We start from the raw sequence: 22,490 nt of genomic DNA on the forward strand, positions 1-22,490 counted from the left end.
TAAGAACTGGAGGGTGGCGATAGGCTTTCAGGCTAAAACGAAAAAGGGCAGCCCTAGGGCCGCCCTTATCTTTCCCATTCGAAGGATCCGCTAGATCCCGGCGATCACATCGTCCGTCAAAGCCTTGTCTGCTTCAGCACTGTGCTTTTCCGCGATCAACTTGCGGCTGGCACCAGTTGCTGCAGAAACAGCGCGATTGCGAACGTCCTGCACGGCTTCGCGTTCAGCGGCGGCAATCTTGTCTTCCGCCATACGCTTCCGGCGCTCGACCATTTCCTTGCTGTCGGCTTCGGCCTTCTCAAGGATCACATCCGCCTCGCCTTGAGCCTTTACGAGCATGGCCTCAGCGTCCTTTTCCGCGCTGGCGATCTTGTCGGCATATTCCTTGCGCAAAGCTTCCGCTTCTGCCCGCAGGGACTTAGCTTCTTCCAGCTGTTCCTTGATCGCTGCGATCTTGCTGTCGAGCCCGCCTCCGATAGACTTATGAGCCTTGGCGCCGAAAATGGCGATCAGGAACAGCACCAGCATAGAGATCGAAACGACCTGAAACGGTGCAAGGCCCCAGAGTTCAGGCTCAGCGTGGGTTCCAGCACCGCCGTGACCAGCCTCGGTAAAAACCTCGGGAGCATCGGACGCGAAGACTTCGGGTGCTTCGTTCGTGGCAGGGTTAGCCATGAGCCATCTGCTCCTTTACCGCCTTGGTAGCGACAGGCTTGGTCACCTTTACGTCAGCAAGCGTCTTGACGATGTCTTGTGCCGCCTCGACTGCCACAGCCTCTACTTCCGTCAGTGCGGCAGTACGGGCCTCGGCAATGCGAGCTTCAGCTTCAGCGAGCTTTTTATCGATGCGTGTCTGCGCTGCCTTGAGTTTAGTAGCGGACTTGGCCGCACCCTCGTCCTTTGCTTTGGCCACGATAGCCTGCGCGGCTACACGGTTTTCGTTTTCCTTGACCCGCCAGGCTTCTTCCTGCTCGTCGGCAGCATCGCGCGCAGCTTTGGCTGCAGCGAGGTCGGCGGCGATCTGGCCGTCGCGCTGGGCAACGGTGTCCATCACCTTGGGCACCATGCCCTTGCCGATGACGAAAAAGGTGATGCCGAAAAAGACCAGCAGCCAGAAAACTTGACTGGACCATGTTTCGGCAAGCTGTGCTATCTGGGGCATTGAAGCTCTCGAAAAGCGAGTGACAGGATATGCAGTGCCGGTCGGGCGAACCCGACCGGCTTCAAACGTGATTTCGTGCTGTTAGGCGACGAAGATCAGGATCATGGCAACGACGAACGACAGCAGGCCGAGAAGTTCGGCAGCAGCGAAGCCGATGAACAGACGACCCTGCTGACCGTCAGCGGCGCCCGGGTTGCGGAGCGCGCCTTCAAGATACTTGGCGAAGACGTTACCGACGCCGAGCGATGCGAGGCCCGCACCGATTGCAGCAAGACCAGCACCGAGCAGCTTTGCAGCTTCTACTTCCATGATAAACTCCTTTGGAAAAACGTGTATAGTTAAAGACTTAGTGAAGGTTCTCAGCGTCGTTGATGTACAGCGACGTTAAAAGAGCGAAAACATAGGCCTGAATGCCTGCGACAAGCAGTTCCAGAGCACAGATGCCAATCATAAGCAGGAAGGCGGGCAGTCCGACAACCAAGCCAAAAGTTGCGCCCGCATTCGTTCCATCGATCACAAAGCTCGACAAGACTTCGAGCAACACGTGGCCAGCCATCATCGCCACGAAAAGACGCAGGCCGAGGCTGAAAGGGCGAACCATGAAGGAAATGAATTCGATCGGCGCGAGAATGGGGATCATCGGCAGCGGCGTGCCTTCGGGCACGAACAGCGAGAAGAAATGCAGCCCGTGCTTGTAGAAGCCGACCAGCAGCACGATCGAGAAGCTGATAATCGCGAGGACGCCAGTCACGGTGAAATGGCTGGTGAAGGTGAACGGGTGGACACCAAAAATACCCAGCGGCAACAGACCGAGAAGGTTGGCGAAAAGGATGAACATGAACAGGCTGAATACATAAGGCACATACTTGCGCCCTGCCTTGCCAATGTTTGCTTCGAGCATGTTGTCGATGAAGCCGGTGAAGCTTTCCACCATCATCTGCCAGCGGCCCGGAACCAGTTCGCGACGCATGCCACCGATCATGAACGCAAACAGCGCCACGGTGGTGATCAGCATCCACATTGCTGAGTTGGTGAAGGCGATATTGTATCCGGCCAGCTCCCAGCCTTCCGAGCCGCCAAGCGGCTGGATGGTGAACTGGTACATCGGATCGACTTTGGCCTGTTCGGCTGCCACGTCTCTCTAGTCCTTAAATCCTGTAACGAAAGCCCCGCCAATCCCGATGAGGGATTACTTGCCGGGGCCCTGGTTTGCCGCGCGGATAACATTTCTGAAGGCGACGATGATCCCGAGGAACAAGCCCACCAACAGACCCCAAGGATTGGTATCGGTGAAATACCCGACGGCATAACCGATAACCGAACCTCCCAGAAGCCCACCGAGCAAATCGGCCAGTACACGGTTGCCGCTACGATAATTCGCATCGGCCCCGGAACCAGTCTTGCGGTTACGCTGTTCTTCGCGCTGCTGGGCGGCACTGAGCCGCTTTTCCAGCGCATCGATCCGCGCATCCTCCTCGATGGATTTCCGTGCGGGTTCGTCGTCGCTCATGCCTTACTCCTTCAAAGGGTTTGCGCGGCACGCGCAGGGACTTGCCCGCCAAGGGCGCGGCCCCCTTAGATGCGGGCTATACCTGAGTCAACACAGGCGGCCCTGCGCCCCCCTTCCCGTGACAAAAAAGCCTCCGTCCAGCACGCCACTGGAGGAGGCTTTCAGAAATTACGACAGGCACTCGATCAGGGGCAGCGCGAGTCCCGCATCGGAGCAGCGCTGGTTCGCGTCTGCCAGCTACCATCCGGCGCCTGATATTTTTCGCCTGGCTTGGTTGCGAGAATGGCTTGGCAACCGGCAGTTAACGCATACTCTTCAAGAGTGGCGCTGGTCGCCTTCGCCCGCTCCGAATAAACTGCGCGCCGCTTGATATTAATGTCGTTTACGATCCGACGCAGTTCCGTTGTCTCGCCGCCCACAATTCCGAGATAGCCGTCCATCTTCTCGCCCACTTGGCCAGAAGAACGCGCTGCAGCATAAGCAGGATCACGTTGTGCATAGAGCGGAGCTGCGACACCACCGAGAGCGACAGCGAATGCAGCTGACGAAAGCGCGGCTCTGAAAAATTTCTTGCTCATAATTCTACCTATCAGAAAATATCCGAATTTTCTTCAATCGTATTGCCGGCGTCTTCTGCGAGCCGATAGATCACTTCCTGCCGAATGTTCACGTTAAGCTCTATCACGATCGGTTCAGTAGGCGCCTCTACCGTTACGCAACTCCACAGAGCGAGCGAACCAACGCTTAAGGCCAAGAATTTTCGACCCACGGCTATATTTGTTTCCTGCATGCCGAAACTACTCGCATGCTGGAGTACACCGGTCAATTTCGGTTTACTCATAGGTCTCATTCGCTTTCCTGATCCTGAATGGAGGTATTCTCCGCGGCGATGTCGTCCGAATCGTCTTCTGGCCCAGCCTCCTCGCCGGAGATTGATCGACGCAGAAACCGCGTACCGTCGTCGCTTAACAGACCAAGCTCTCGGGGATCACGAACAGACGCCGGATCGTACATCGATTTCAAAGAAGTGATCAGTTGATAGAATTGCGCACGAATGTTGATCCGGAACTGGATCGGAAGCTTGGCGAGTTGTCTCGTAATGAAGTTGCTCTTCGTTCCCTCCCCCTGCTGCACACCATCAAAACGCACCTGCGTCACGATTTCACCAGTCAGCGGACCGTTCATTACCAATCGCATTTGGGAATAATCGAGGCTACGAAGTGCATCGAAGGCGAAGTTGGCGATAGTCGACAAATCTTCGTATGTCAGATCGCCGACATAAGAGATATTTCCGCCGGGCGGTCGAGAAATCAGCACACCCTCTTCAATCCGGCCATTTCCGTCCTTGTCGAAAATGATGGGTAGCGTACCGTCGAAAATTCCTGTGGCCGAAAGGTTCTCAAGATCCATCTCGGCAACGAACTGGGCTGCATCGAGACCTACAATCTCGAAAACGTAACTGCGTTCTTCGCTTATCCCCAGGTTGAGATCGACATCACGCAGAATGAGGGTGCCGCCCATGAACGGCCACTGCCCACCCTGAACTGCCAGCAACTCGCCGCGCTCCAGCCTGAACACAACTTCGCCTTCGGTCACCTCGATGCCGGGGTTCACGGAAGCAACGCGGATCTTTTGGTTTGGTGCGGTAGTCAATCCGATGAGATCGGTAAATTCCACCGTACCGCTCGCGCCCTTCACCGGGCCAAAAGCTGCTGCGAAATCGAGATCGTCGGAAGAGAAGCTACCAGTGCTGGTCACTCCTCCGCTGGGAGTCCATTCGATGGCGCCCCCTCCCCTTATCAACCCACGTGCATTGGCGACCACGCCGCGAGCCAGAATGCTAACGTCTTCGGGTTGAAGGTTTTCGTCGAACCGAAGGTCTTCGACGTCCAAATTAGCCCGGCCGCTGCCCGTGCCGAGATTATGCCGGACATCAGCTGTCGTTAAGATGCGGTCCGATTGCGGATCTCGGAGGTCGGCTGTGGCATCAATTACATTATCGATTAGCGTAAGCGAGGCCCCTCGCGCGATCAACGGCTCGAATCGCTGCGGACTTTCACGGTCGACTAGGTTGAAAGATGCGTCCGAGATTGAAGCCCGTCCCTCGGCATATTTCCATGAGCCGGATGTTTCTTTGAGATTCATCGGCACCGATGCCAAAGCGATCTCGGCACCGGCGAACGTACCTTCGATGTTATCGCCAATGCGAGCATCAATATCGGACACGAAGAACCGGCTCGCAGTTGCGTCCGGTCCTAGCGTGATTTCAACTTTCTTCGCTTTAAGAACGCCTGGGTAAGCGAAGCCAACAGGCCCACTAGAAAGCCGCAAGGGTGTACTTCCCAGGGAACCAGCTAGGTCAAGGGAAGGCGCTCCGGCCGCAAATTTCAGCTCCCCCGCCCTGTACTGCAACATTGGCTTGCCGGTCGGAGGGCAAAGCGTTAGCCCCGGTCCTGCAATATTCAGTTGAGCGAAGCGAAGGCGGCGGAAGGATAAGCTCGTGCATTCCTGCCAGAGTGTCAGATTACCGCCTGACGACCAGTTCCCTTCGACCGGCAGTTGAAGCCGGTCCACAGCTCCGCCCGGCAGTGGACCGGTCGCTTCGATGTTCCCTGAGAAAGCCAGCGCGCCGCGTTGATCCTGATTTATTTGTATGCGCGGAATGGCCAGGCTGGAACCACTAGCATCGTATTTTGCCATGCTGAGCGAGAAAAGAGAATTGCCTGTGCCGGATCGCTCCATCCTTCCCCTGATCCGCGGAATGCCCGGACCACCAGTGGCAATATTTCCTGATAGCTGCCCTGGCGCCTGATTCCGAGCGGAATATTCCGCTCGGGAAAGAGATGCCAAACGCACGCCGCTTCCGCCCCGCAATTCGGCCTGGGGAATTGAGAGGACGAAATCCCTTCCCTCTGATCGGAGACGCAGGGTGGCATTGAGCGAGCTGCCGCGAGTTTGCGCTTGGAGCGCCCCACTAATGCGGCGAACAATGGGTTCAAGAAAAGTGCCACCTCCCGCATTGGCGAGCTCTGTAACGGAGCTACGAAGTGCTCTTCCCAATCGCAGGCCGTTGCCTTCTACATCCGCCTCGACATCTAATGTCCCGAAGTTGTCGCGAGCTAGAACTCTCCCTTTCGCCGTCAGAATGGCTGACAGGGCCTGAGGAGTTTCGACCCCGCGCAAAGCGAAGGCATAGCGCGCGGTCGCATTCTTGCCTCTTATTTGCGCACGCACTGTCCCCGATATGGATTGCGCGGAATTGAGGCCCCATCTCGCTCGATCAAAAGCCATTCGGGCTTCTAGCGAAGGGTCGGACAATCGTTCATCGGCCGACACGTTGAGCTCGGCGTTCAGATTTTCTGCCTCGCCCCCTGATTCCGAACAGACGACATGAGTCCCGCGCATCGGGCCGCGGAAAGCCGGCTTATTGGATAACGTCGTGAGCTGTCCATACAGTGTCGCATCGGCTATACGGCATCCGGCGATCAAAAGGTCAGGTGCGGTGGCAGCCAACATGCCGGAAAAGCCATTCGCAATATTGCCTTCCCCCGTCAATTTTAGGCCCACTGGCCCGTAACCCGATTCGATAAGTCCGCGCCCATCACGGATTGCAATGTTGGCGTCAGGAAGGCCTGACTGAGTATCCTTGTTCCCAAACAGCACATTGTCGAGCGCTCCGAAACTCAGCGTTCCGTCGGTGAAGCGACCATACAAGCGGGGTTCTACGAGGGTGATCTGATCAACTTCCGGAAGGCCCAGGCGATGGCGCAACCGTACGATAACGCGCCTAGCGGTTAGATCCGGCGCACTGGCGTCACCTATCACCAGATCGGAAATAATCTGGGTCTGTCCACCAACTCGCTCGATCTGGTACGTTGCCGGAAGGTCATTGGCTTCCAACTGCTCGGCAATAAGGTTGTCGGCGATTGCTATGCGGTTCGACCATGCGAGCACTGCCATGACGATGAGCGCAAGAACGACAAGCGCAGGCACGACCCACCGCTTTTTGCGCCAGCGTGGCCTCTCACTCACAAGTTGACCCTCGGAACCGTCCATTGAATCCCGCACTTGCGCGTATTGCCCCTCAGAGGCAATGCAAGATGTTCAATCGACTTGTGGAGGGAAGAGTTTGTCCGAGGCCGTGAAGAGTTCGGCAAGTCATTCCGGAACCGGGCATAGAATGCGTTTACGGCAACGTCTTCTGAAAGGCGGGCCGGAATCGCTGGCCGACTACGAGTTGCTGGAATTTCTGCTATTTGCAGCGATCCGCCAAGGAGACACTAAACCTCTTGCGAAAAGACTGATCACGCAGTTCGGTTCTTTTTCCGCAGTATTGAGTGCTGCTCCAGCAAGTCTTGCACAGGTTAAAGGTATGGGGGAATCGAGCGCCGCATCGCTTTATGCCGTTTCACTCGCTGCAAGAAGAATGGCCCGGGGCGCTGTGCAGCAGCGGCCTGTGCTTGGTAGCTGGCAGGCCCTGCTCGACTATCTTACCATCGACATGGGCGAACTGAAGCACGAGCGGGTAAGAGTGCTTTACCTAGACACGCGCAACCGTCTCATTGATGACCATCTTGCTGCGGAAGGTTCGATCGACGAAGCCGCAATTCATCCACGCGAAGTGATCCGCCGCGCATTCGACGTTGGTGCCAGCGCGCTCATACTTGTCCATAACCATCCAAGCGGCGATCCCGAACCTAGCCGAGCCGACATTCATATTACCCATCAGATCGCAGAAGCCGGTAGACTGCTGAGCATCACGGTCCACGATCATGTCATTGTTGGCCGCGGCGCCCATGTCTCGTTGAGAGCCAAGGGCCTGCTGGCATAAAAATCCGCCCCATGCCTTTAAATAGGCGAGCGAACCTTGTCACCGAGCGTTAGCCTCTCTAGCGGTTCGCGGCAGATCCTCGCCAAATTCGGAGTCCAAGATGGTCCCCCGCTACGCCCGCCCCGCCATGACAGCCATTTGGGAGCCGGAGGCGAAATATCGCATCTGGTTCGAAATCGAGGCGTACGCCACCGAGAAGCTCGGCGAACTGGGTGTGGTCCCCAAGACTGCGGCAAAAGCACTTTGGGACTGGTGGGCGACAGATCCGAAGATCGATGTCGAAGCAATCGACGCCATCGAAGCGGTGACCAAACACGACGTAATCGCATTTCTCACATGGGTCGCGGAAAACGTGGGCGACGAAGCACGCTTCATGCACCAGGGCATGACGAGCTCCGATGTTCTCGACACCACGCTTGCTGTCCAGCTAGCCCGCTCGACCGATCTTTTGCTCGAAGACATCGAGCAACTTCTGGCCGCGATTGAGCGTCGGGCTCAAGAACACAAATATACGCCGACTATTGGTCGCAGCCACGGCATTCATGCCGAGCCCGTAACCTTCGGGCTCAAGCTGGCTCAGGCATATGCGGAGTTCGATCGCTGCAAGACCCGCCTTCTTGCCGCGAGGGAAGAAATTGCGACCTGTGCGATCTCGGGTGCAGTGGGGACTTTCGCAAATATCGATCCCAGCGTGGAGGAGTATGTTGCCGAAAAACTGGGCCTCAAACCCGAGCCGGTTTCCACTCAAGTCATCCCGCGTGACCGCCACGCGATGTACTTCGCGACGCTTGCTGTCATTGCCGGAAGCATTGAGCGCCTAGCGGTCGAAGTGCGGCACCTTCAGCGCACTGAAGTTCTGGAAGCAGAGGAGTTCTTTTCGAAAGGGCAGAAAGGATCAAGTGCAATGCCCCATAAGCGCAACCCGATCCTTACGGAAAACCTTACGGGGCAGGCACGGATGATCCGCGCCTATGCTCTACCGGCGTTGGAAAACGTCGCACTTTGGCATGAACGTGACATCTCGCATTCTTCCGTCGAGCGCTTCATCGGGCCAGATGCGACCATTACACTGGATTTCGCCCTCGCAAGGTTGACCGGCGTGGTGGACAAGCTCTTGGTTTATCCAGACCGGATGCAGGCCAACATGGATCGTATGGGTGGTCTGATCCATTCTCAACGTGTCCTGCTGGCGCTGACGCAGAATGGTGTAAGCCGCGAAGATGCATATCGCCTCGTTCAGCGCAATGCGATGAAGGTTTGGGAATCCGACGGCAAGCTGATGCTTCTCGATCTACTTAAGGCGGACGAGGAAGTGACTGCCGCTTTGACCCACGAACAGCTCGAAGAGCGGTTCGATCTCGACTATCACTTCAAGCAGGTCGACACGATTTTCGACCGCGTGTTCAGCTAGACGCTGCAGAATTCCGCGACTAGCATCACTGGCAATTAATTTCGGGGAGACACGCCGTCATGCAATTTGTGCGCACGATACTCTGGGTCCTGCTTCTCGTGGGGATTCTGGCATTTTCATTCGGCAACTGGGACAAGCAGATCGACGTCCGCATATGGCCGGGCATCGTCTGGGATACCCGGGTACCTGCCTTGGTGATCGTCTCTTTCCTTTTCGGTCTCATTCCGATGTGGCTATACCACCGCGGGGTCCACTGGCGACAGTCGCGCCGGATTTCCGCCTTGGAAACGGCGACTTCAAAAATGGTGGCGCCGAAAACAGATACTAAACCGGTAGCGCCGGTCCGGCCTGAGACCCAGGCGCGAGATATCCCCCCCGAGCCTGCCAACCCCGTTGATCCCGAGCCTTCCGGAAGATTATGAGCAACCCGATCTATCTTGCTCTCGACATGCCGCGTCTACACGATGCGGTATCACTTGCCGAGAAAACCAAAGCGCATATCGGCGGCGTGAAGCTCGGGCTGGAATTCTTCAATGCCCATGGCGCCCACGGCGTTCATATGCTTACCCAACTCGGGCTCCCGATCTTTCTCGATCTCAAATTACATGACATCCCGAACACCGTCGCAGGAGCAATGCAGGCGATCCATGTTCTGGAACCGGCGATCGTTACCGTGCATGCCTGTGGCGGGGTAGCCATGATGGAAGATGCCAAGGCCGCTGCCGGCGAGAACACGAAGGTTGTCGGCGTCACCATGCTTACGAGCCTCGATGAACCAGATCTACGAGCGATGGGCGTTCCCGGCACACCCTATGATTACGTCATGCGGTTGAGCGAAGCTGCCCATCGCGCAGGCTTGGACGGCGTCGTCTGTTCGGGGCACGAAATCAAAGCCGTTCACGAACAGTGGAAGGACGGCTTCTTCGTCGTTCCCGGACTGCGCCCCGAGGGAAGCGTTGTTGGGGATCAAAAGCGTGTCGTAACGCCGCGTCAGGCTCGTGACGATGGCGCTAGCGTCCTTGTCATTGGGCGCCCGATCAGCAGAGCCGACGATCCGGCCGAAGCCGCACGCGCTATAGAGGCGACCCTCTGAAGGGTCAGCCCATGCAAACAGCCATAAAGATCTGCGGCATTTCAAGCGTGGAAGCGCTCGACGCTTGTATAGACGCTCGAGCCGACTTCTTCGGAATGGTGTTTTTTCCGCTCTCCCCACGCCATGTCGATTTCCATGCTGCGAGCTCGCTGGCAATGCGGGCTGGTTCCCGGATTGGTCGAGTAGGTTTATTTGTTGATGCCGACGACGGAGCGATTGCCGAAGCTGTAAAGGCGGGACGATTGGATGCGATACAGCTTCACGGCTTGGAAAGCCCCGCTCGCTCCGCTCAGATCAAGTCCCGCTTCAACTTACCCGTCTGGAAAGCGATTGCGGTTTCCACGTCAAGTGATGTGGCACAAGCCGATCATTACCGTGACGCAGTCGACCTGATCCTTTTCGACGCGAAAACACCGAAAGATGCTGCACTTCCAGGAGGGATGGGCCTCAAGTTCGACTGGTCATTGCTTGAAAGCTGGCGTGGCAGGCCCGGTTGGGGCCTCGCTGGTGGACTAACTCCTGGGAATGTCGCCCAGGCGCTTTCAGAAACCCGCGCTCCTTTGGTCGACACTTCGAGTGGCGTGGAGACCAGCCTCGGTTTGAAGGACCCCGCCCGTATCGCTGCATTCTGTGCAGCTGCCCGGAAAGCTTGACGCGCGGGGATTTCCTGCTATTCGCGCGCCTTCGCTGATTGGCCCCGCACCCCGGTGAAGCGGTGGCCGCGTAGCATTCTTTAGGAATGCGACGGTGCGATGCCGGGTTGAATGGCCGCCGATGGGGTGGCTCAGCAAATTGAAGGAAAGACTTATGTCGAAGCGCAAGAGCGCCAAGTACAAACTCGACCGCCGGATGGGTGAAAACATCTGGGGTCGCCCGAATTCCCCGGTCAACAAGCGTTCGTACGGTCCCGGCCAGCACGGCCAGCGCCGCAAGGGCAAGATGTCCGACTTCGGCCTGCAGCTGCGCGCCAAGCAGAAGCTCAAGGGCTACTACGGCGATGTTACCGAGAAGCAGTTCAAGCGTACCTACAAGGAAGCGTCGGCCATGAAGGGCGACACCGGTCAGAACCTGATCGGCCTTCTCGAACAGCGTCTCGACATGGTTGTCTATCGCGCCAAGTTCGCACCGACCATCTTCGCCGCCCGCCAGATCGTGAGCCACGGCCACATCTATCTCAACGGTGTGAAGACCAACATCGCCTCGGCCCGCGTCAAGGTTGGTGATGTCGTGAGCCTCGGCAGCAAGGCCAAGGACATGGCTCTCGTCATTGAAGCGCAGAGCCTGCCCGAGCGTGAAATTCCCGATTATGTCGCGCCCGACGGCACCGACAAGGTTACCTTTACTCGCGTCCCGAAGCTCGACGAAGTGCCTTACCCGGTCACGATGGAGCCGAACCTCGTGGTCGAGTTCTATTCGCGCTAAAATTCTCGAAATTCAGACAGCAAAGGGCGGTCCTTCAGGGCCGCCCTTTTCTTTTGTATACGGTTGAACGGTTCGTCGTATTTTCAGATACTTGGCGGAAACCGCATCGTCAGAGCAGCGTTCAAATGACGCTATGACACAGTATCGGTTCGTTACCCGTTCCCGCACCGGCAAATGGTACCCTTCTCTCGCTGACGCGCAACGTCAGGCCAACCGTATTGGTGCAGGTTTTACCGACGCGTTGGGGCAGTTCATTGCCTACCGTGGCACCATCCTCGAAATGCGGGAAAAGAGGTCCAATTGACGCCTAACGGCGGTGAGACCGTTTTAGCGCATAAAAGATCATGATCGCGATGAGAACGGTGATGGCGATACCCCAGAACCAATAGGGGAGCAGCAGGGCTTGTTCGATTTGGGCAGTGTCCGAAAGTTGCTGACGTCCCCCGAGGTTCCCGCCTTCGCTGAACATGTATCCAAAGTCGCGATAGATAGAAATGCATCCCTGAACTCCGAGGAACTGCACTGCTAGGCGTCGATGAGCTACGCGGCTTTTCATTGCGATGATCAGAAGCGTTGTACCGATTGCAGGTAAGATGATCCATCCTGTAGTCGAACGCACCCAGATGAATGTCGATAGAAGCAAGGCTGCGCCGAGAACCAGTAGCGCGATCTTCGTGGCGCGTTGGGTACGGGACGAAAGAATGAGCAAACAACCGGCCACCGTTGGCCCAAGCAGACCGGCGGCTGCGATACCTGCCTGGGCAAGTCGGGATGGCTGCTCCGAATAATACAGCGCGTAACCGGATCCGTTAGAGAAAATCACCAATCGCTCGAAATGGCTACCAAACGCCATCGCAGCCAGGCCGTGACCCATTTCGTGAAACCAGGTGGCGAGAATACTGAACGGATAGAGAAGATATCCGCCGTAGGGAGAATGCCAGAGAAGGATCGAGATGACCCCGATCATGACGAGCAGCGTAATTTCGCGACGTCCAGCCTCAGTCTTAAAGGATGAGGAACGGCTGTTCATGGTTCGATTTCCTTCCCGTCCCACGCGAAGCATCGCCCGCTATCTCGCTGATCGAGCCCTTCCAAGACATCGAGCAGATAATGAGCTGCCCGCTCACAAGTGAACAGCTTGCCCTCTGGCACTCCTCGTTGGAAAGGCTGGCTCAGCCCAGTGTCGACAGTTCCCGGATGCAAACCGACACAAAAAGCTTCCGGTCTCTTGCGCCCCAATTCGACAGACAATGTTCGGATAAGCATATTCAGAGCGGCCTTACTGGCACGGTAGGAATACCACCCGCCCAACCGATTATCAGATATACTTCCCACCCTCGCCGACAAGGCCGCGAAACCCGCCTTTCCGCTTTCGTGGAGCAAAGGCAGAAAGTGCTTAGCGATCAGAGTCGGGCCAATGGCGTTGACGGCATAACTGCGGGACATTTCTTCGGCGGAGAGGTGGCGCCAATCCTTCTCGGGACCTTCCCCTCCTTCATGCAGATATCCGGTTGCCACGATTACAAGATCAAGCGGCCCGTCGCGTGCAGTGAGCTTTGCTGCAGCAGCGATGCTGCTTTCGTCGGTCAGATCCAGCTGACTTTCGCCAGCGAAGCTTCGGGCAAAACGGCTGACAATCGAGCCACGAGATTCCAGCTCATTCGCGAGCTTCGCGCCAATACCGCCGGAAGCCCCTATAACCGCCGCACGGCGCCAGCTCACTTAGCCGAGTTCCCCAAGTAATCGCTCCGAAAATCACGGGCAAATTTGGCGAAGCCCCCTTCACCGATGGCATCACGCATCGATTGCATCAATTGCTGATAGAACGCGATGTTATGCTCCGTCATTAGCATAGCGCCCAATATCTCTTGTGATTTGACGAGATGGTGCAGATAGGCCCGGGTGTACGTCGAACACGTGTCGCAACCGCACCGTTCGTCGAGCGGCCCCTGATCCTCCGCAAAGCGCGCGTTCCGCAAGTTCAGAGGGCCATTCCAGGTAAAGGCCTGACCGTTTCGTCCCGATCGGCTGGGCAATACGCAATCGAACATATCAACTCCGCGCTCGACCGCGCCGACCAGATCGTCGGGCTTGCCAACCCCCATGAGATAACGCGGGCGGTCCTCCGGAAGCTGGCCAGGTGCGAAATCAAGCGTAGCGAACATCGCCTCCTGGCCTTCGCCGACAGCCAAGCCGCCAATGGCATACCCATCGAAGCCGATGTCGCTCAGCTTTTCGGCGCTGATCTTCCTGAGCTCCTCTTCCAATGCGCCCTGCTGAATTCCGAACAGCGCGGCACTTTCGGCATGCTCTCCCCCGCTGTCGAAACCTTCACGGCTACGTTTAGCCCAGCGCATACTCATTTCCATGCTCTCCGCGATTTCGTCTCGAGGTCTGTCTGCGCGAGGACACTCGTCAAATGCCATGACGATGTCACTGCCGAGCAGGCGCTGGATTTCCATGCTCCGCTCGGGCGTCAGCATGTGTTTCGAGCCATCGATATGGCTGCGAAACTCCACACCCTTTTCCGTCAGTTTCCTGAGATCGGACAGACTCATGACCTGATAGCCACCGCTGTCTGTGAGTATCGGCCTTGGCCAGTTCATGAATTTATGCAGGCCACCCAACCGTGCGACCCGTTCCGCCCCCGGCCTCAGCATGAGGTGATAGGTGTTACCCAGTATGATGTCCGCGCCGGTCTTGCGAACTGTCTCGGGCTTCAATGCTTTGACGGTAGCGGCAGTACCCACCGGCATGAACGCTGGAGTACGGATATCACCGCGTATCATGCGGATCGTGCCCGTACGCGCCGCGCCGTCCTGCGCATGAATATCGAATTTGAAACGTTGCATAATTAAAAGCCGTAAACGACCGTGAACCGGGTCGAGGTGTCGGTAGACACAGAATTCGCGGGCGGATTGCTGTTATAGTCCAGCGCGTAGGATAGCCGGGACCGCAGGTGCTTTGTGATGCGATAGTCCAGCCCACTAACCAGATTCACACTGGTGTTGTTACCGTCCACGAGGACCTGAACTTCACCCCCTCCTTCGGCAACCGCATTGGCATCCTGCGTAAATGTCAGGCCATCCACAATTTGCCAGTCGAAATCGGCTCCAAACAACCCTGCGATCCTGCTCGCACTGCCGCCATCGGTAAAATCGGTAAGCCGCCAGGCCGGGCCTGCCTTTACCGAAAGTTTCAGGCCTTCCTGATCCAGCAGCTTATAGCCTAGCCCCCCCGATACGGCGTAGCGACCATCAAATCCCTGAAGCTGGTCACCTTCGTATTGGGCCAGACCGTAGATAAACATATCATCGCTGAACTGCCAGCGTGGCTCGTAAGCGGCCAAGTATTGCTCTCGGCTGGTCCTGCCATTCTGGCGCTGGTAGTCAGCCCGTGCACGAAGGAGGTGGCTCCACTCGAGACCTTTGCGTTCAAGCTTGAGCGATGCTGCGATACCGATACTGTCGGTATTTCCAGAAGAATGAAATCCGCCGAATTCGCCCTCGCCACTCCAGCGATCAAAAATACCTGCCTGACGAATAGCCTGTTCCTTCGCCGCCTGAGCTTCCGACTGCTTCTTTGCTTGCGAAGCTGCCCACTCAGACTGAATCGAGTCGATCGTCTCGCCATCCTCTGGATTGGTGCTGCGAGCCAGTTCCAAGACCGTCGACACCTTTTCAGCGTCTCCGGTCGCAATTGCCGCCTCGATCATCGCTCGCACGCCCTCGGGCAATTCAGCCACAGCGGGACTTGATATGAAAACAAGCGCGAAAGGGAAAGCAAGATAACTGGCACGAAGCATGGGGAAACGGTTAGCGCCTGAATAAAAGGATCGCCAGCCCTCACGAAAAAGGGCGGGCCTCGCTAAAGGCCCGCCCCGATTGTAAGAGTGCGCTATCAGAAGTTGAAAGCAACACCGGTTGTCGCACGCACGGTGTCGAATGCGATGGTATCCAGGTTCACGCGAAGCGCAGCGCCGCCGATCGGGAATTCTGCACCAAGTCCAACCAGGTAGTCGCCGCCGGTATCATCGATATCGAGATCGTCGATGATGTCTTCATCGACGCCGGTCAGTTCAGCCACGTCGAGATCGACCCACTGATAACCACCACGTACGTAATACTTGGCTCCGCCCGCATCGCGGAAACCGAGACGTGCAGATGCACCGTATTCGCTGTCGATGGCACTAAATCCGAAGTGGTAGTTTCCTTCCACGCCAACAAAAACATTCGACGCCGCGGCGAAATCTGCACCGGCGAAAATGCCGAGAATGGCGCTGGAATCTTCAACGTCGATGTCGAAATCACCGTCTACATCATCTGCGCCGAGATCATGGTAGCCACCCGACACGCCGACGAAGGGTTCCGCCTGCTGCGCCTGGGCAGCGGAAGGGAGAGCGACGGCAGCAACGGCCATTCCTGCGAAGAGAGCAATCTTTTTCATTTTTTCTATCCTGATAATCGCGTTCGGCAATCCGAACGCGCCGCAAATAGGAATCGAGGCGCGCCCTCTACAAGATTAAAAAATCATTTTTGCCACACTGTTGCAAATTGACGACATCCAGCGACGGCTGGAATGACCTCCATTCGCTTTAAGGGATGAATAGTGCCTGACAGCTATGATCGGGAGTTCAGGCTCTAAGCCGCCAACCCGTTTTGAATATGTAGGCAATTACCGCAGTACATGCGGCAAGGAAGCCAAGGGTAATACCGAAACTCACCCAGATGTTCACATCGCTGCTGCCGTAAAAAGTCCAGCGTAATCCGCTCACAAGATACACAATCGGATTGGCCAGTGCGATCGTGTCCCACGGCTTGGGCAACATGTCGATGGAATAGAAGGTACCACCCAAGAACGTTAGTGGAGTGAGGAAAAGCAGGGGAATTATGCCGAGCTTTTCAAAGCTGTCCGCCCAAATGCCGAGGATGAAGCCGAAAAGGCTGAATGCGGCGGCAACCAGCATAATGTAGAAGATTGCTAAAACCGGATAGGCAATCGAGTAATCCACGAAAAGCCGCGCCGTCAGTAGAATGATTGTCGCTAGGATCAGGCTTTTTGTCATGGCTGCACCCACGAAGCCTATGAGAGTCTCGGCCACGCCGACGGGCGCGCTGAGAAGCTCGTAAATGGTGCCCGTAAATCTGGGCATGTAGATACCGAAGCTCGAATTGCTGGTGGTTTCTCCCAGCAGGGTCAGCATCAGCAAACCCGGAATAATGAACGCCCCATAATCGACCCCGTCGAGGTCGGGCATTTGCCCCCCTATCGCCGCGCCGAAGACGACAAAATACAGTGAAGTTGTCAGCACCGGGGCGAGTACCGACTGGAAGGCCGTGCGCAGGAAGCGCATAAGCTCACGGGTGTAGATCGACCAGGTCGAGCGCCAGGAAATCATGCTGCTTCCTCCTCGCCCAGAAGCGACACGAAGATATCCTCAAGACTGCTCTCGCGCACCTCGATGCCGGTATAGTCGATACCTGCTGCCAACAGGGCTTTCGTAATCTCGGCAACTTCGCCCTTGCCACGCCCGGTTCCGTCACCACCGCGATAACAGAGTGAAGTCCCTCCCTTTTCAATTTCTACAGGGTACCGGGCGACGGATGATGGTAGGTCCGTAATGGGCTGCGCCAGAGTTATGTGTGCCTCGGTTCTTCCGAGCCGGGCCATCATCGCCTCCTTCTCGTCCACCATGATGAGCTGGCCCTTGCGGATGATGCCCACCCGATCTGCCATTTCCTCGGCTTCTTCGATGTAATGGGTAGTGAGAATTACGGTAACGCCGCGCTCCCGCATCTCGTCGATGATAGACCACATCCCCTTGCGCAGTTCGACATCCACACCTGCAGTTGGTTCATCCAGAAACAGCAAATCTGGTTCGTGAGCCAACGCCTTGGCGATGAGTACGCGGCGCTTCATTCCTCCCGACAGAGCCATGATCCGCGTATCGCGCTTGTCCCAGAGGCTGAGACTGCGCAGGATTTCCTCAATCCGTTTGGGGTCGGAAGGAAGCCCGAACAGTCCGCGTGAATAAGCGACAGCCCGTTCTACCGGTTCGAACATATCCGTGGCTAATTCCTGGGGAACGAGGCCAATGCGTGCCCGTGCCTTACGCCAGTCATCGGATAAATCATGGCCGAAAGCGCGCATGGTACCGCCGGTAGGCCGCACCAAGCCGCAGATCGCGCCAATAAGAGTAGTTTTCCCGGCGCCATTCGGTCCCAGCAAGGCGAATATCTCGCCCTTACGAATAGTCAGACTTACGTGGTCGAGCGCCTTGAGCCCGCCGGGATAGACCTTGGTGAGGCCGTCGAGCTCGAGGATCGGTTCGTTCATTCGCGCGATCTAGGGAAGTAAAAGAGAAGAGTCACCATAGGAATAGAATCGGTATTCTTCACCTATCGCGTGAGCATAGGCCGATTGCATTATCTCGGTGCCCATGAGCGCGCTGACCAACATAAAAAGCGTAGATTTGGGTAAATGAAAGTTGGTCATCAAACCGTCGATCGCGCGAAATTCGTACCCGGGGGTAATGAAAATATCGGTGTCGCCCGCAAAAGGACGGATCACACCATCTTCGCCCGTCGCGCTTTCCAGTAACCGAAGGCTTGTCGTCCCAACTGCGATGATGCGTCCACCCTTAGCCCTGGCAGCATTGAGGCGGTCAGCTGTCTCGCATTCGATCCTGCCCCATTCAGAATGCATCTGATGATCGTCTGTATCTTCGGCTTTGACAGGAAGAAACGTGCCTGCGCCGACATGAAGAGTAAGTGTCTCCGTCACAATGCCCCGTTCGGCAAGACCAGCCATGAGCCGATCCGTAAAATGCAACGCTGCAGTCGGGGCGGCTACAGCACCGTCTTCTTTCGCAAACAGCGTTTGGTAATCCTCGCGGTCCTGCGCATCGGTAGGGCGTTTGCCTGCGATATAGGGCGGCAATGGCATGGTACCCGCACGCTCGAGCAGGACCTCGACCGGTTCTTCCCCTTTGAACGCAAGGACGAAACTGCCATCCGGCAGCCGTTCTTCCGCGACGGCGGTAACTCCGCCACCGAATTCGGCTAAGTCACCGGGTCGCAAACGCTTCGCATTGCGAACGAATGCCTGCCAACGCCGCAGGTCGATACGCTTGTGCAGCGTTGCACTTATTTTCGCCTCTCCGCGCCGTCCCTCGAGCTGCGCAGGAATTACCCGCGTGTCGTTGAAGACCAGCACATCGCCCGGTTCCAGAAGGTCGGGCAAATCCCGCACATGCCGGTCAGCGAAGAAATCATCCTTACCCACCACCAGCATCCGCGCCGCATCACGCGGCCGCGCAGGACGAAGCGCAATACGTTCGTTGGGAAGATCGAAATCGAAGAGGTCAACGCGCATGCCAGCGCCATTAGACGCTGGCAGCGCAGTAGGAAACTCAGTTTTCGATCGGCGCGTTCAGATCATCTGCCGTTACGGGCGCGTCGGACATGATCGCAGGTGCTGCAGCGGGTTTGGCCTTGTTTTCTGACGCCAGAGAAGCCTGCAAAATTAGCGTGGGGTTCGCCGGCGGTTCGCCGCGGTTAATCGCGTCAACGGCTTCCATATTGGAAATCACCCGGCCGAAGTTGGTGTATTTCTTGTCGAGGCTGAACCGCGGATAGAACACGAGGAAAAACTGGCTATTAGCGCTGTCTTCGCTCGCAGCACGCGCCATGGATACAGTTCCTCGAACGTGCGGCATAGGATTGAATTCTTCTTCCAGGTCCGGAAGCTCGCTTCCGCCCTGCCCCGTTCCGGTCGGATCGCCCGTTTGCGCCATGAAACCATCGATCACACGATGGAAGATCACCCCATCGTAGAAGCCTTCGCGAGCCAGGGTCTTGATCCGCTCTACATGATTGGGGGCCCAGCTCGGCATCAGCCGAACAGCCACACGCTCCCCATTGGACAGGTCCAGGAACAGAATGTTCTCCAGATCTTCGGTGAGATTGTAATTGATCGGATCGTAGACCTTGCGCGCGGGCGCAGCGGTCTCTGCTTCCTGAGCGGTAGCAGCAACCGGGGCGATTACCGCAAGTGCGGCGGCGGCAAGGGCAAGCGAAGACTTGAGCATCATATTTCCGTCGAATTGTCCTGTGTGGATGTCGCCCTAGCGATGCGGCGCTGTCCGTTCAATGAATGGTTTGGCCCGGGGGTCAGTAGTCCCCCAACTGACCGTTTTCCTGCACGCGCGCGATGACATCGTCACATACATCCTTGCTGACAAAGGGAGTAATATCACCGCCGAACAACGCGATTTCCTTTACCAGGCGAGATGCGATGGGCTGTAGCGACACATCCGCCATCAGGAATACCGTTTCGATATCGTCATCAATTTGCTGGTTCATTCCGGCCATCTGATATTCGTATTCGAAATCTGCGACAGCGCGCAGGCCTCGGATGAGCACCGAAGCCCCCATTTTCTGGGCGAACTTTACCAAAAGCGCGTTGAAACCAACCACCTCGACATTTTCGAGGCCCATAGTCTTTATCTCACGCTCGACCATGTCGAACCGCTCTTCGGTAGAAAACATCGGGTCTTTGGACGGGTTCGTCGTCACGCCGATAATCAGTTTGTCGACCAACTTGCTACCGCGCCGGATGATGTCCGCGTGGCCCAAGGTGATCGGGTCGAAAGTGCCCGGATAGATACCGATCCGTTCAGCCATCAGTGATCTCTCTTCACAACGAAATGCGCTAGATCGACAAGTACTTTGGCGTCTTCACCATATCCGGCGAGATGATCGCCAGCCTGATCCACAAGCATCTCGGCCTGTGCGCGGGCCTTGTCGCGGCCCATCAGAGTAACGAAGGTCTGCTTGCCCTGCTCTTCATCTTTTCGCAGTGCCTTGCCAGCCTTGGTCTCATCACCCTCCACGTCCAGCAGGTCGTCCGCAATCTGAAAAGCAAGGCCGATATCGCGCGCATAAGCGCGCAAATGGGTCCGTCCTTCCGGGGGAACCTTGCCGAGAATAGCACCCATCTCCACGCTTGCTGCCAAGAGGGCACCGGTTTTCAATTGCTGGAGACGGGTTACCTGCCGCAAATCATATTTTTCTTCGTCGGAAACGATGTCCATCATCTGCCCGCCAGCCATTCCCGCATGCCCGCTTGCGCGTGCCAGTGTCGCGACAAGTTCGGACCGCACGAATGGGTCGCTGCTGGTGCCCGGCATAGTGAGAATATCGAAAGCCAGCGCATGAAGGCAATCACCAGCCAGAACAGCCGTCGCCTCGTCGTAAACCTTGTGTAAGGTGGGTTTTCCGTGTCGCAGATCGTCATCGTCCATACATGGCAGGTCGTCATGTATCAGCGAATAGGAATGGATCGCCTCCACAGCGCAGCCAGCAGCAACGGCTGCGTCGCGGTCCACCCCGAACAGCTTTGCGGTCGCGCAAACCAGCAAGGGGCGTACGCGCTTGCCACCGCCGATTGCCGCATAGCGCATCGCTTCGACCAGCCGAGCACGAGTGTCTTCCGGAACCGGCAGGAAAGCGTCGAAAGCGGCATCAACCTCTTGTTGAACCTGTTCGAGAGCTTCTGCGAGGCGGTCGGGCATGGCAGTTACGGCGTGCATGCTTCAGCTATCCGCATCGAAGGGAGCCGTGCCGGAAGGGCGGCCTTCGCTGTCGGTGACAATCTTGTCTATCTTGGCCTGCGCATCGTCGAGCCGCTTCTGGCATGCCTTGCGCAATTCTTCTCCGCGTTCATAAAGCGCAATGCTCTCATCGAGCGGCACTTCGCCGCTTTCGAGGCGGCGAACGGTAATCTCCAGCGAGCGCAGAGCTTCCTCGAAGCTCATCTCGCCAATCGGTTTGTCTTGGCCCTCTGTCATCGTGGCGGAGCATTGACGGGGCGCGGACCTCCGGTCAAGAAGGCGCTGGAACGGGGGAGCGGATATGACGTGGATTGTCGCCTTCATTGCCGCTGCCGTAACATTTGGGGGGCTCGACGCTTTGTGGATCCGCTGGGCGGGACCCAATTTCTATCACCCCCGGATCGGCGAAATACTGGCGCGTAGTTTTCGCTTCGTACCCGCCCTCATATTCTACGCGGCTTATGTCTTTGCCATCGTCTGGTTCGCGGTGCGTCCGGGCCTGTGCGATGGATTGGATGCGGCAGCGCTGAACGGTGCGTTGCTCGGCTCGATCTGCTACGCCACTTACGACCTTACGAACCACGCTACCCTCAAGCGCTGGTCTACCGTTGTCACCATAACAGATATCTGCTGGGGCGCTGCTGCAACCGCCATAGCTGCAAGCGTAGCCACCATTGCTGCCGAGAAACTCGTTTAAAGGTCAAGCAAGCCATGTTCATCGGCCATTTTGCGCCAGCCTTCGCAGCGAGAGCCATTACCGGTGAGGCACCAAAACTGGGCACACTGTTCATTGCCGCACAATTGGTGGACTGGATCTTTTTTCTGCTCGTCCTCGGTGAGATTGAACACATGCGACCGGCTCCGGGCATCACCGCGATCAGCCCTATTGATTTCTACGACTATCCATACACCCACAGCCTTGCGGGGACAGCGATAATCGGAGTTATATTTGGACTTGTCGTGGCGGTGACGATGCGCAATTCAGTCGCGGCCGTATGGGGTTCACTGGTAGTCTGCTCGCACTGGGTCCTCGATTGGTTCAATCACCGGTCGGATCTTACCCTGGCAGGGGGCGAAACGACTTTCGGTCTTGGGCTGTGGAATTTCCCTTTGGCAGCCATGGTGCTGGAAGCTGCGCTCTTGGGGTTGGCCTTCTGGTGGTATCTGGCTCGCACTAGGGGCCCGGTTGTTCCGCCTCTTATTCTCCTTGGCGCGCTGCTCGCCTTACAGTCAGCAAATTGGTTTGGGCCGAAACCAACCGATTTAAGTATTCCATTTATAGCTCCGGCCCTGCTGGCCTTTGCTGTTCTGACAGCCCTCGCTTATTGGGTTGGTAAGACACGGTGGCATCGCGCCGAAGTAGGGCTTGGCGTGGGCAGTCCTCCTCCCTGATAACTACCATATCGCAGCCGCCATATTGCGCCGGCGCGCGTGGCACCGTAAGGGCG

General features: G+C 56.9%; 29 protein-coding genes. 9 read left to right on the forward strand and 20 right to left on the reverse strand.

Going from position 1 to position 22,490, the window contains the following annotated elements; translation table 11 throughout:
* Positions 1-90: 90 nt before the first annotated feature.
* From ACYQ0G_RS03785 to ACYQ0G_RS03820, 8 genes are all read right to left on the reverse strand, one after another.
* Positions 91-675 (reverse strand): F0F1 ATP synthase subunit B family protein, encoded by a 585-nt coding sequence (locus ACYQ0G_RS03785; RefSeq protein ID WP_460099493.1) that lies wholly within the window; start codon positions 673-675, stop codon positions 91-93.
* Complete coding sequence (locus tag ACYQ0G_RS03790) at positions 668-1,162, reverse strand: F0F1 ATP synthase subunit B family protein (protein ID WP_460099496.1); 495 nt, start codon at positions 1,160-1,162, stop codon at positions 668-670. The genes ACYQ0G_RS03785 and ACYQ0G_RS03790 overlap by 8 nt, the downstream gene beginning before the upstream one ends.
* A gap of 81 nt (positions 1,163-1,243) precedes the next feature.
* Positions 1,244-1,471: a F0F1 ATP synthase subunit C gene (locus ACYQ0G_RS03795; protein WP_221541377.1), complete on the reverse strand. Its 228-nt coding sequence runs from the start codon at positions 1,469-1,471 to the stop codon at positions 1,244-1,246.
* 37 nt (positions 1,472-1,508) lie between these two features.
* Entirely contained in the window at positions 1,509-2,297 is a 789-nt protein-coding gene (locus ACYQ0G_RS03800; protein WP_460099499.1) for a F0F1 ATP synthase subunit A, read from the reverse strand.
* Positions 2,298-2,351: 54 nt separating this feature from the next.
* Positions 2,352-2,672 carry an AtpZ/AtpI family protein gene (locus ACYQ0G_RS03805; protein ID WP_460099502.1) on the reverse strand — a complete coding sequence of 107 codons (321 nt, stop codon included), beginning with the start codon at positions 2,670-2,672 and terminating at the stop codon, positions 2,352-2,354.
* Between the two features lie 185 nt (positions 2,673-2,857).
* A complete protein-coding gene (locus tag ACYQ0G_RS03810; protein ID WP_460099504.1) occupies positions 2,858-3,250 on the reverse strand; it encodes a YdbL family probable chaperone protein in 393 nt (130 codons plus the stop codon).
* An 11-nt stretch (positions 3,251-3,261) separates the two neighbouring features.
* Positions 3,262-3,513 (reverse strand): YnbE family lipoprotein, encoded by a 252-nt coding sequence (locus tag ACYQ0G_RS03815; protein ID WP_460099507.1) that lies wholly within the window; start codon positions 3,511-3,513, stop codon positions 3,262-3,264.
* Between the two features lie 5 nt (positions 3,514-3,518).
* Positions 3,519-6,665, reverse strand: a complete 3,147-nt coding sequence (locus ACYQ0G_RS03820; RefSeq protein ID WP_460099509.1) for an intermembrane phospholipid transport protein YdbH family protein — start codon at positions 6,663-6,665, stop codon at positions 3,519-3,521.
* A 187-nt stretch (positions 6,666-6,852) separates the two neighbouring features.
* Here ACYQ0G_RS03820 and radC point away from each other — a divergent pair, with 187 nt between their 5' ends.
* The 7 genes from radC to ACYQ0G_RS03855 all read left to right on the forward strand — a co-directional run bounded on the left by radC (position 6,853) and on the right by ACYQ0G_RS03855 (position 11,733).
* Complete coding sequence (gene radC, locus ACYQ0G_RS03825; protein ID WP_460099510.1) at positions 6,853-7,503, forward strand: RadC family protein; 651 nt, start codon at positions 6,853-6,855, stop codon at positions 7,501-7,503.
* A gap of 100 nt (positions 7,504-7,603) precedes the next feature.
* Positions 7,604-8,914, forward strand: coding sequence for an adenylosuccinate lyase (gene purB, locus ACYQ0G_RS03830; protein ID WP_460099513.1), 1,311 nt, complete (start codon positions 7,604-7,606; stop codon positions 8,912-8,914).
* 59 nt (positions 8,915-8,973) lie between these two features.
* Complete coding sequence (locus tag ACYQ0G_RS03835) at positions 8,974-9,336, forward strand: DUF1049 domain-containing protein (protein WP_460099515.1); 363 nt, start codon at positions 8,974-8,976, stop codon at positions 9,334-9,336.
* Positions 9,333-10,007, forward strand: a complete 675-nt coding sequence (gene pyrF / locus ACYQ0G_RS03840; RefSeq protein ID WP_460099516.1) for an orotidine-5'-phosphate decarboxylase — start codon at positions 9,333-9,335, stop codon at positions 10,005-10,007. Before ACYQ0G_RS03835 ends, pyrF begins: the two co-directional genes overlap by 4 nt.
* Positions 10,008-10,018: 11 nt before the next feature.
* Complete coding sequence (locus ACYQ0G_RS03845) at positions 10,019-10,660, forward strand: phosphoribosylanthranilate isomerase (RefSeq protein WP_460099519.1); 642 nt, start codon at positions 10,019-10,021, stop codon at positions 10,658-10,660.
* 154 nt (positions 10,661-10,814) lie between these two features.
* Positions 10,815-11,429: a 30S ribosomal protein S4 gene (gene rpsD / locus ACYQ0G_RS03850; RefSeq protein ID WP_221541369.1), complete on the forward strand. Its 615-nt coding sequence runs from the start codon at positions 10,815-10,817 to the stop codon at positions 11,427-11,429.
* A gap of 133 nt (positions 11,430-11,562) precedes the next feature.
* On the forward strand, positions 11,563-11,733 hold the full coding sequence (locus ACYQ0G_RS03855; protein ID WP_460099522.1) for a hypothetical protein: 171 nt from the start codon (positions 11,563-11,565) through the stop codon (positions 11,731-11,733).
* A gap of 3 nt (positions 11,734-11,736) precedes the next feature.
* On the opposite strand, the gene ACYQ0G_RS03860 is transcribed toward ACYQ0G_RS03855, so the two are convergent.
* From ACYQ0G_RS03860 to ACYQ0G_RS03915, 12 genes are all read right to left on the reverse strand, one after another.
* A complete protein-coding gene (locus tag ACYQ0G_RS03860) occupies positions 11,737-12,459 on the reverse strand; it encodes a M50 family metallopeptidase (protein WP_460099525.1) in 723 nt (240 codons plus the stop codon).
* Complete coding sequence (locus ACYQ0G_RS03865) at positions 12,456-13,151, reverse strand: SDR family NAD(P)-dependent oxidoreductase (RefSeq protein WP_460099526.1); 696 nt, start codon at positions 13,149-13,151, stop codon at positions 12,456-12,458. Before ACYQ0G_RS03865 ends, ACYQ0G_RS03860 begins: the two co-directional genes overlap by 4 nt.
* Positions 13,148-14,281 carry a tRNA guanosine(34) transglycosylase Tgt gene (gene tgt, locus ACYQ0G_RS03870; RefSeq protein ID WP_460099529.1) on the reverse strand — a complete coding sequence of 378 codons (1,134 nt, stop codon included), beginning with the start codon at positions 14,279-14,281 and terminating at the stop codon, positions 13,148-13,150. The genes ACYQ0G_RS03865 and tgt overlap by 4 nt, the downstream gene beginning before the upstream one ends.
* A gap of 2 nt (positions 14,282-14,283) precedes the next feature.
* Complete coding sequence (locus ACYQ0G_RS03875) at positions 14,284-15,144, reverse strand: DUF481 domain-containing protein (RefSeq protein ID WP_460099531.1); 861 nt, start codon at positions 15,142-15,144, stop codon at positions 14,284-14,286.
* Between the two features lie 185 nt (positions 15,145-15,329).
* Positions 15,330-15,905, reverse strand: coding sequence for an outer membrane beta-barrel protein (locus ACYQ0G_RS03880; RefSeq protein ID WP_460099533.1), 576 nt, complete (start codon positions 15,903-15,905; stop codon positions 15,330-15,332).
* A 157-nt stretch (positions 15,906-16,062) separates the two neighbouring features.
* Positions 16,063-16,827 carry an ABC transporter permease gene (locus tag ACYQ0G_RS03885; RefSeq protein WP_460099535.1) on the reverse strand — a complete coding sequence of 255 codons (765 nt, stop codon included), beginning with the start codon at positions 16,825-16,827 and terminating at the stop codon, positions 16,063-16,065.
* Positions 16,824-17,765, reverse strand: coding sequence for an ABC transporter ATP-binding protein (locus ACYQ0G_RS03890; protein WP_460099538.1), 942 nt, complete (start codon positions 17,763-17,765; stop codon positions 16,824-16,826). The genes ACYQ0G_RS03885 and ACYQ0G_RS03890 overlap by 4 nt, the downstream gene beginning before the upstream one ends.
* Before the next feature lie 9 nt (positions 17,766-17,774).
* Positions 17,775-18,803, reverse strand: coding sequence for a tRNA preQ1(34) S-adenosylmethionine ribosyltransferase-isomerase QueA (gene queA, locus ACYQ0G_RS03895; protein WP_460099540.1), 1,029 nt, complete (start codon positions 18,801-18,803; stop codon positions 17,775-17,777).
* Positions 18,804-18,840: 37 nt separating this feature from the next.
* Positions 18,841-19,518, reverse strand: a complete 678-nt coding sequence (locus ACYQ0G_RS03900) for a peptidylprolyl isomerase (RefSeq protein WP_460100621.1) — start codon at positions 19,516-19,518, stop codon at positions 18,841-18,843.
* Between the two features lie 82 nt (positions 19,519-19,600).
* Positions 19,601-20,113: a pantetheine-phosphate adenylyltransferase gene (gene coaD / locus ACYQ0G_RS03905; protein ID WP_460099543.1), complete on the reverse strand. Its 513-nt coding sequence runs from the start codon at positions 20,111-20,113 to the stop codon at positions 19,601-19,603.
* Positions 20,113-21,021, reverse strand: a complete 909-nt coding sequence (locus ACYQ0G_RS03910) for a polyprenyl synthetase family protein (protein WP_460099545.1) — start codon at positions 21,019-21,021, stop codon at positions 20,113-20,115. Before ACYQ0G_RS03910 ends, coaD begins: the two co-directional genes overlap by 1 nt.
* A 3-nt stretch (positions 21,022-21,024) precedes the next feature.
* A complete protein-coding gene (locus ACYQ0G_RS03915; RefSeq protein ID WP_460099548.1) occupies positions 21,025-21,279 on the reverse strand; it encodes an exodeoxyribonuclease VII small subunit in 255 nt (84 codons plus the stop codon).
* Positions 21,280-21,343: 64 nt separating this feature from the next.
* On the opposite strand from ACYQ0G_RS03915, the gene ACYQ0G_RS03920 reads away from it, so the two are divergent.
* Entirely contained in the window at positions 21,344-21,739 is a 396-nt protein-coding gene (locus tag ACYQ0G_RS03920; RefSeq protein ID WP_460099550.1) for a DUF2177 family protein, read from the forward strand.
* A 14-nt stretch (positions 21,740-21,753) separates the two neighbouring features.
* Positions 21,754-22,434 carry a hypothetical protein gene (locus ACYQ0G_RS03925; protein ID WP_460099552.1) on the forward strand — a complete coding sequence of 227 codons (681 nt, stop codon included), beginning with the start codon at positions 21,754-21,756 and terminating at the stop codon, positions 22,432-22,434.
* Positions 22,435-22,490 lie beyond the last annotated feature (56 nt).

Source organism: Qipengyuania triglochinis, assembly GCF_054655615.1.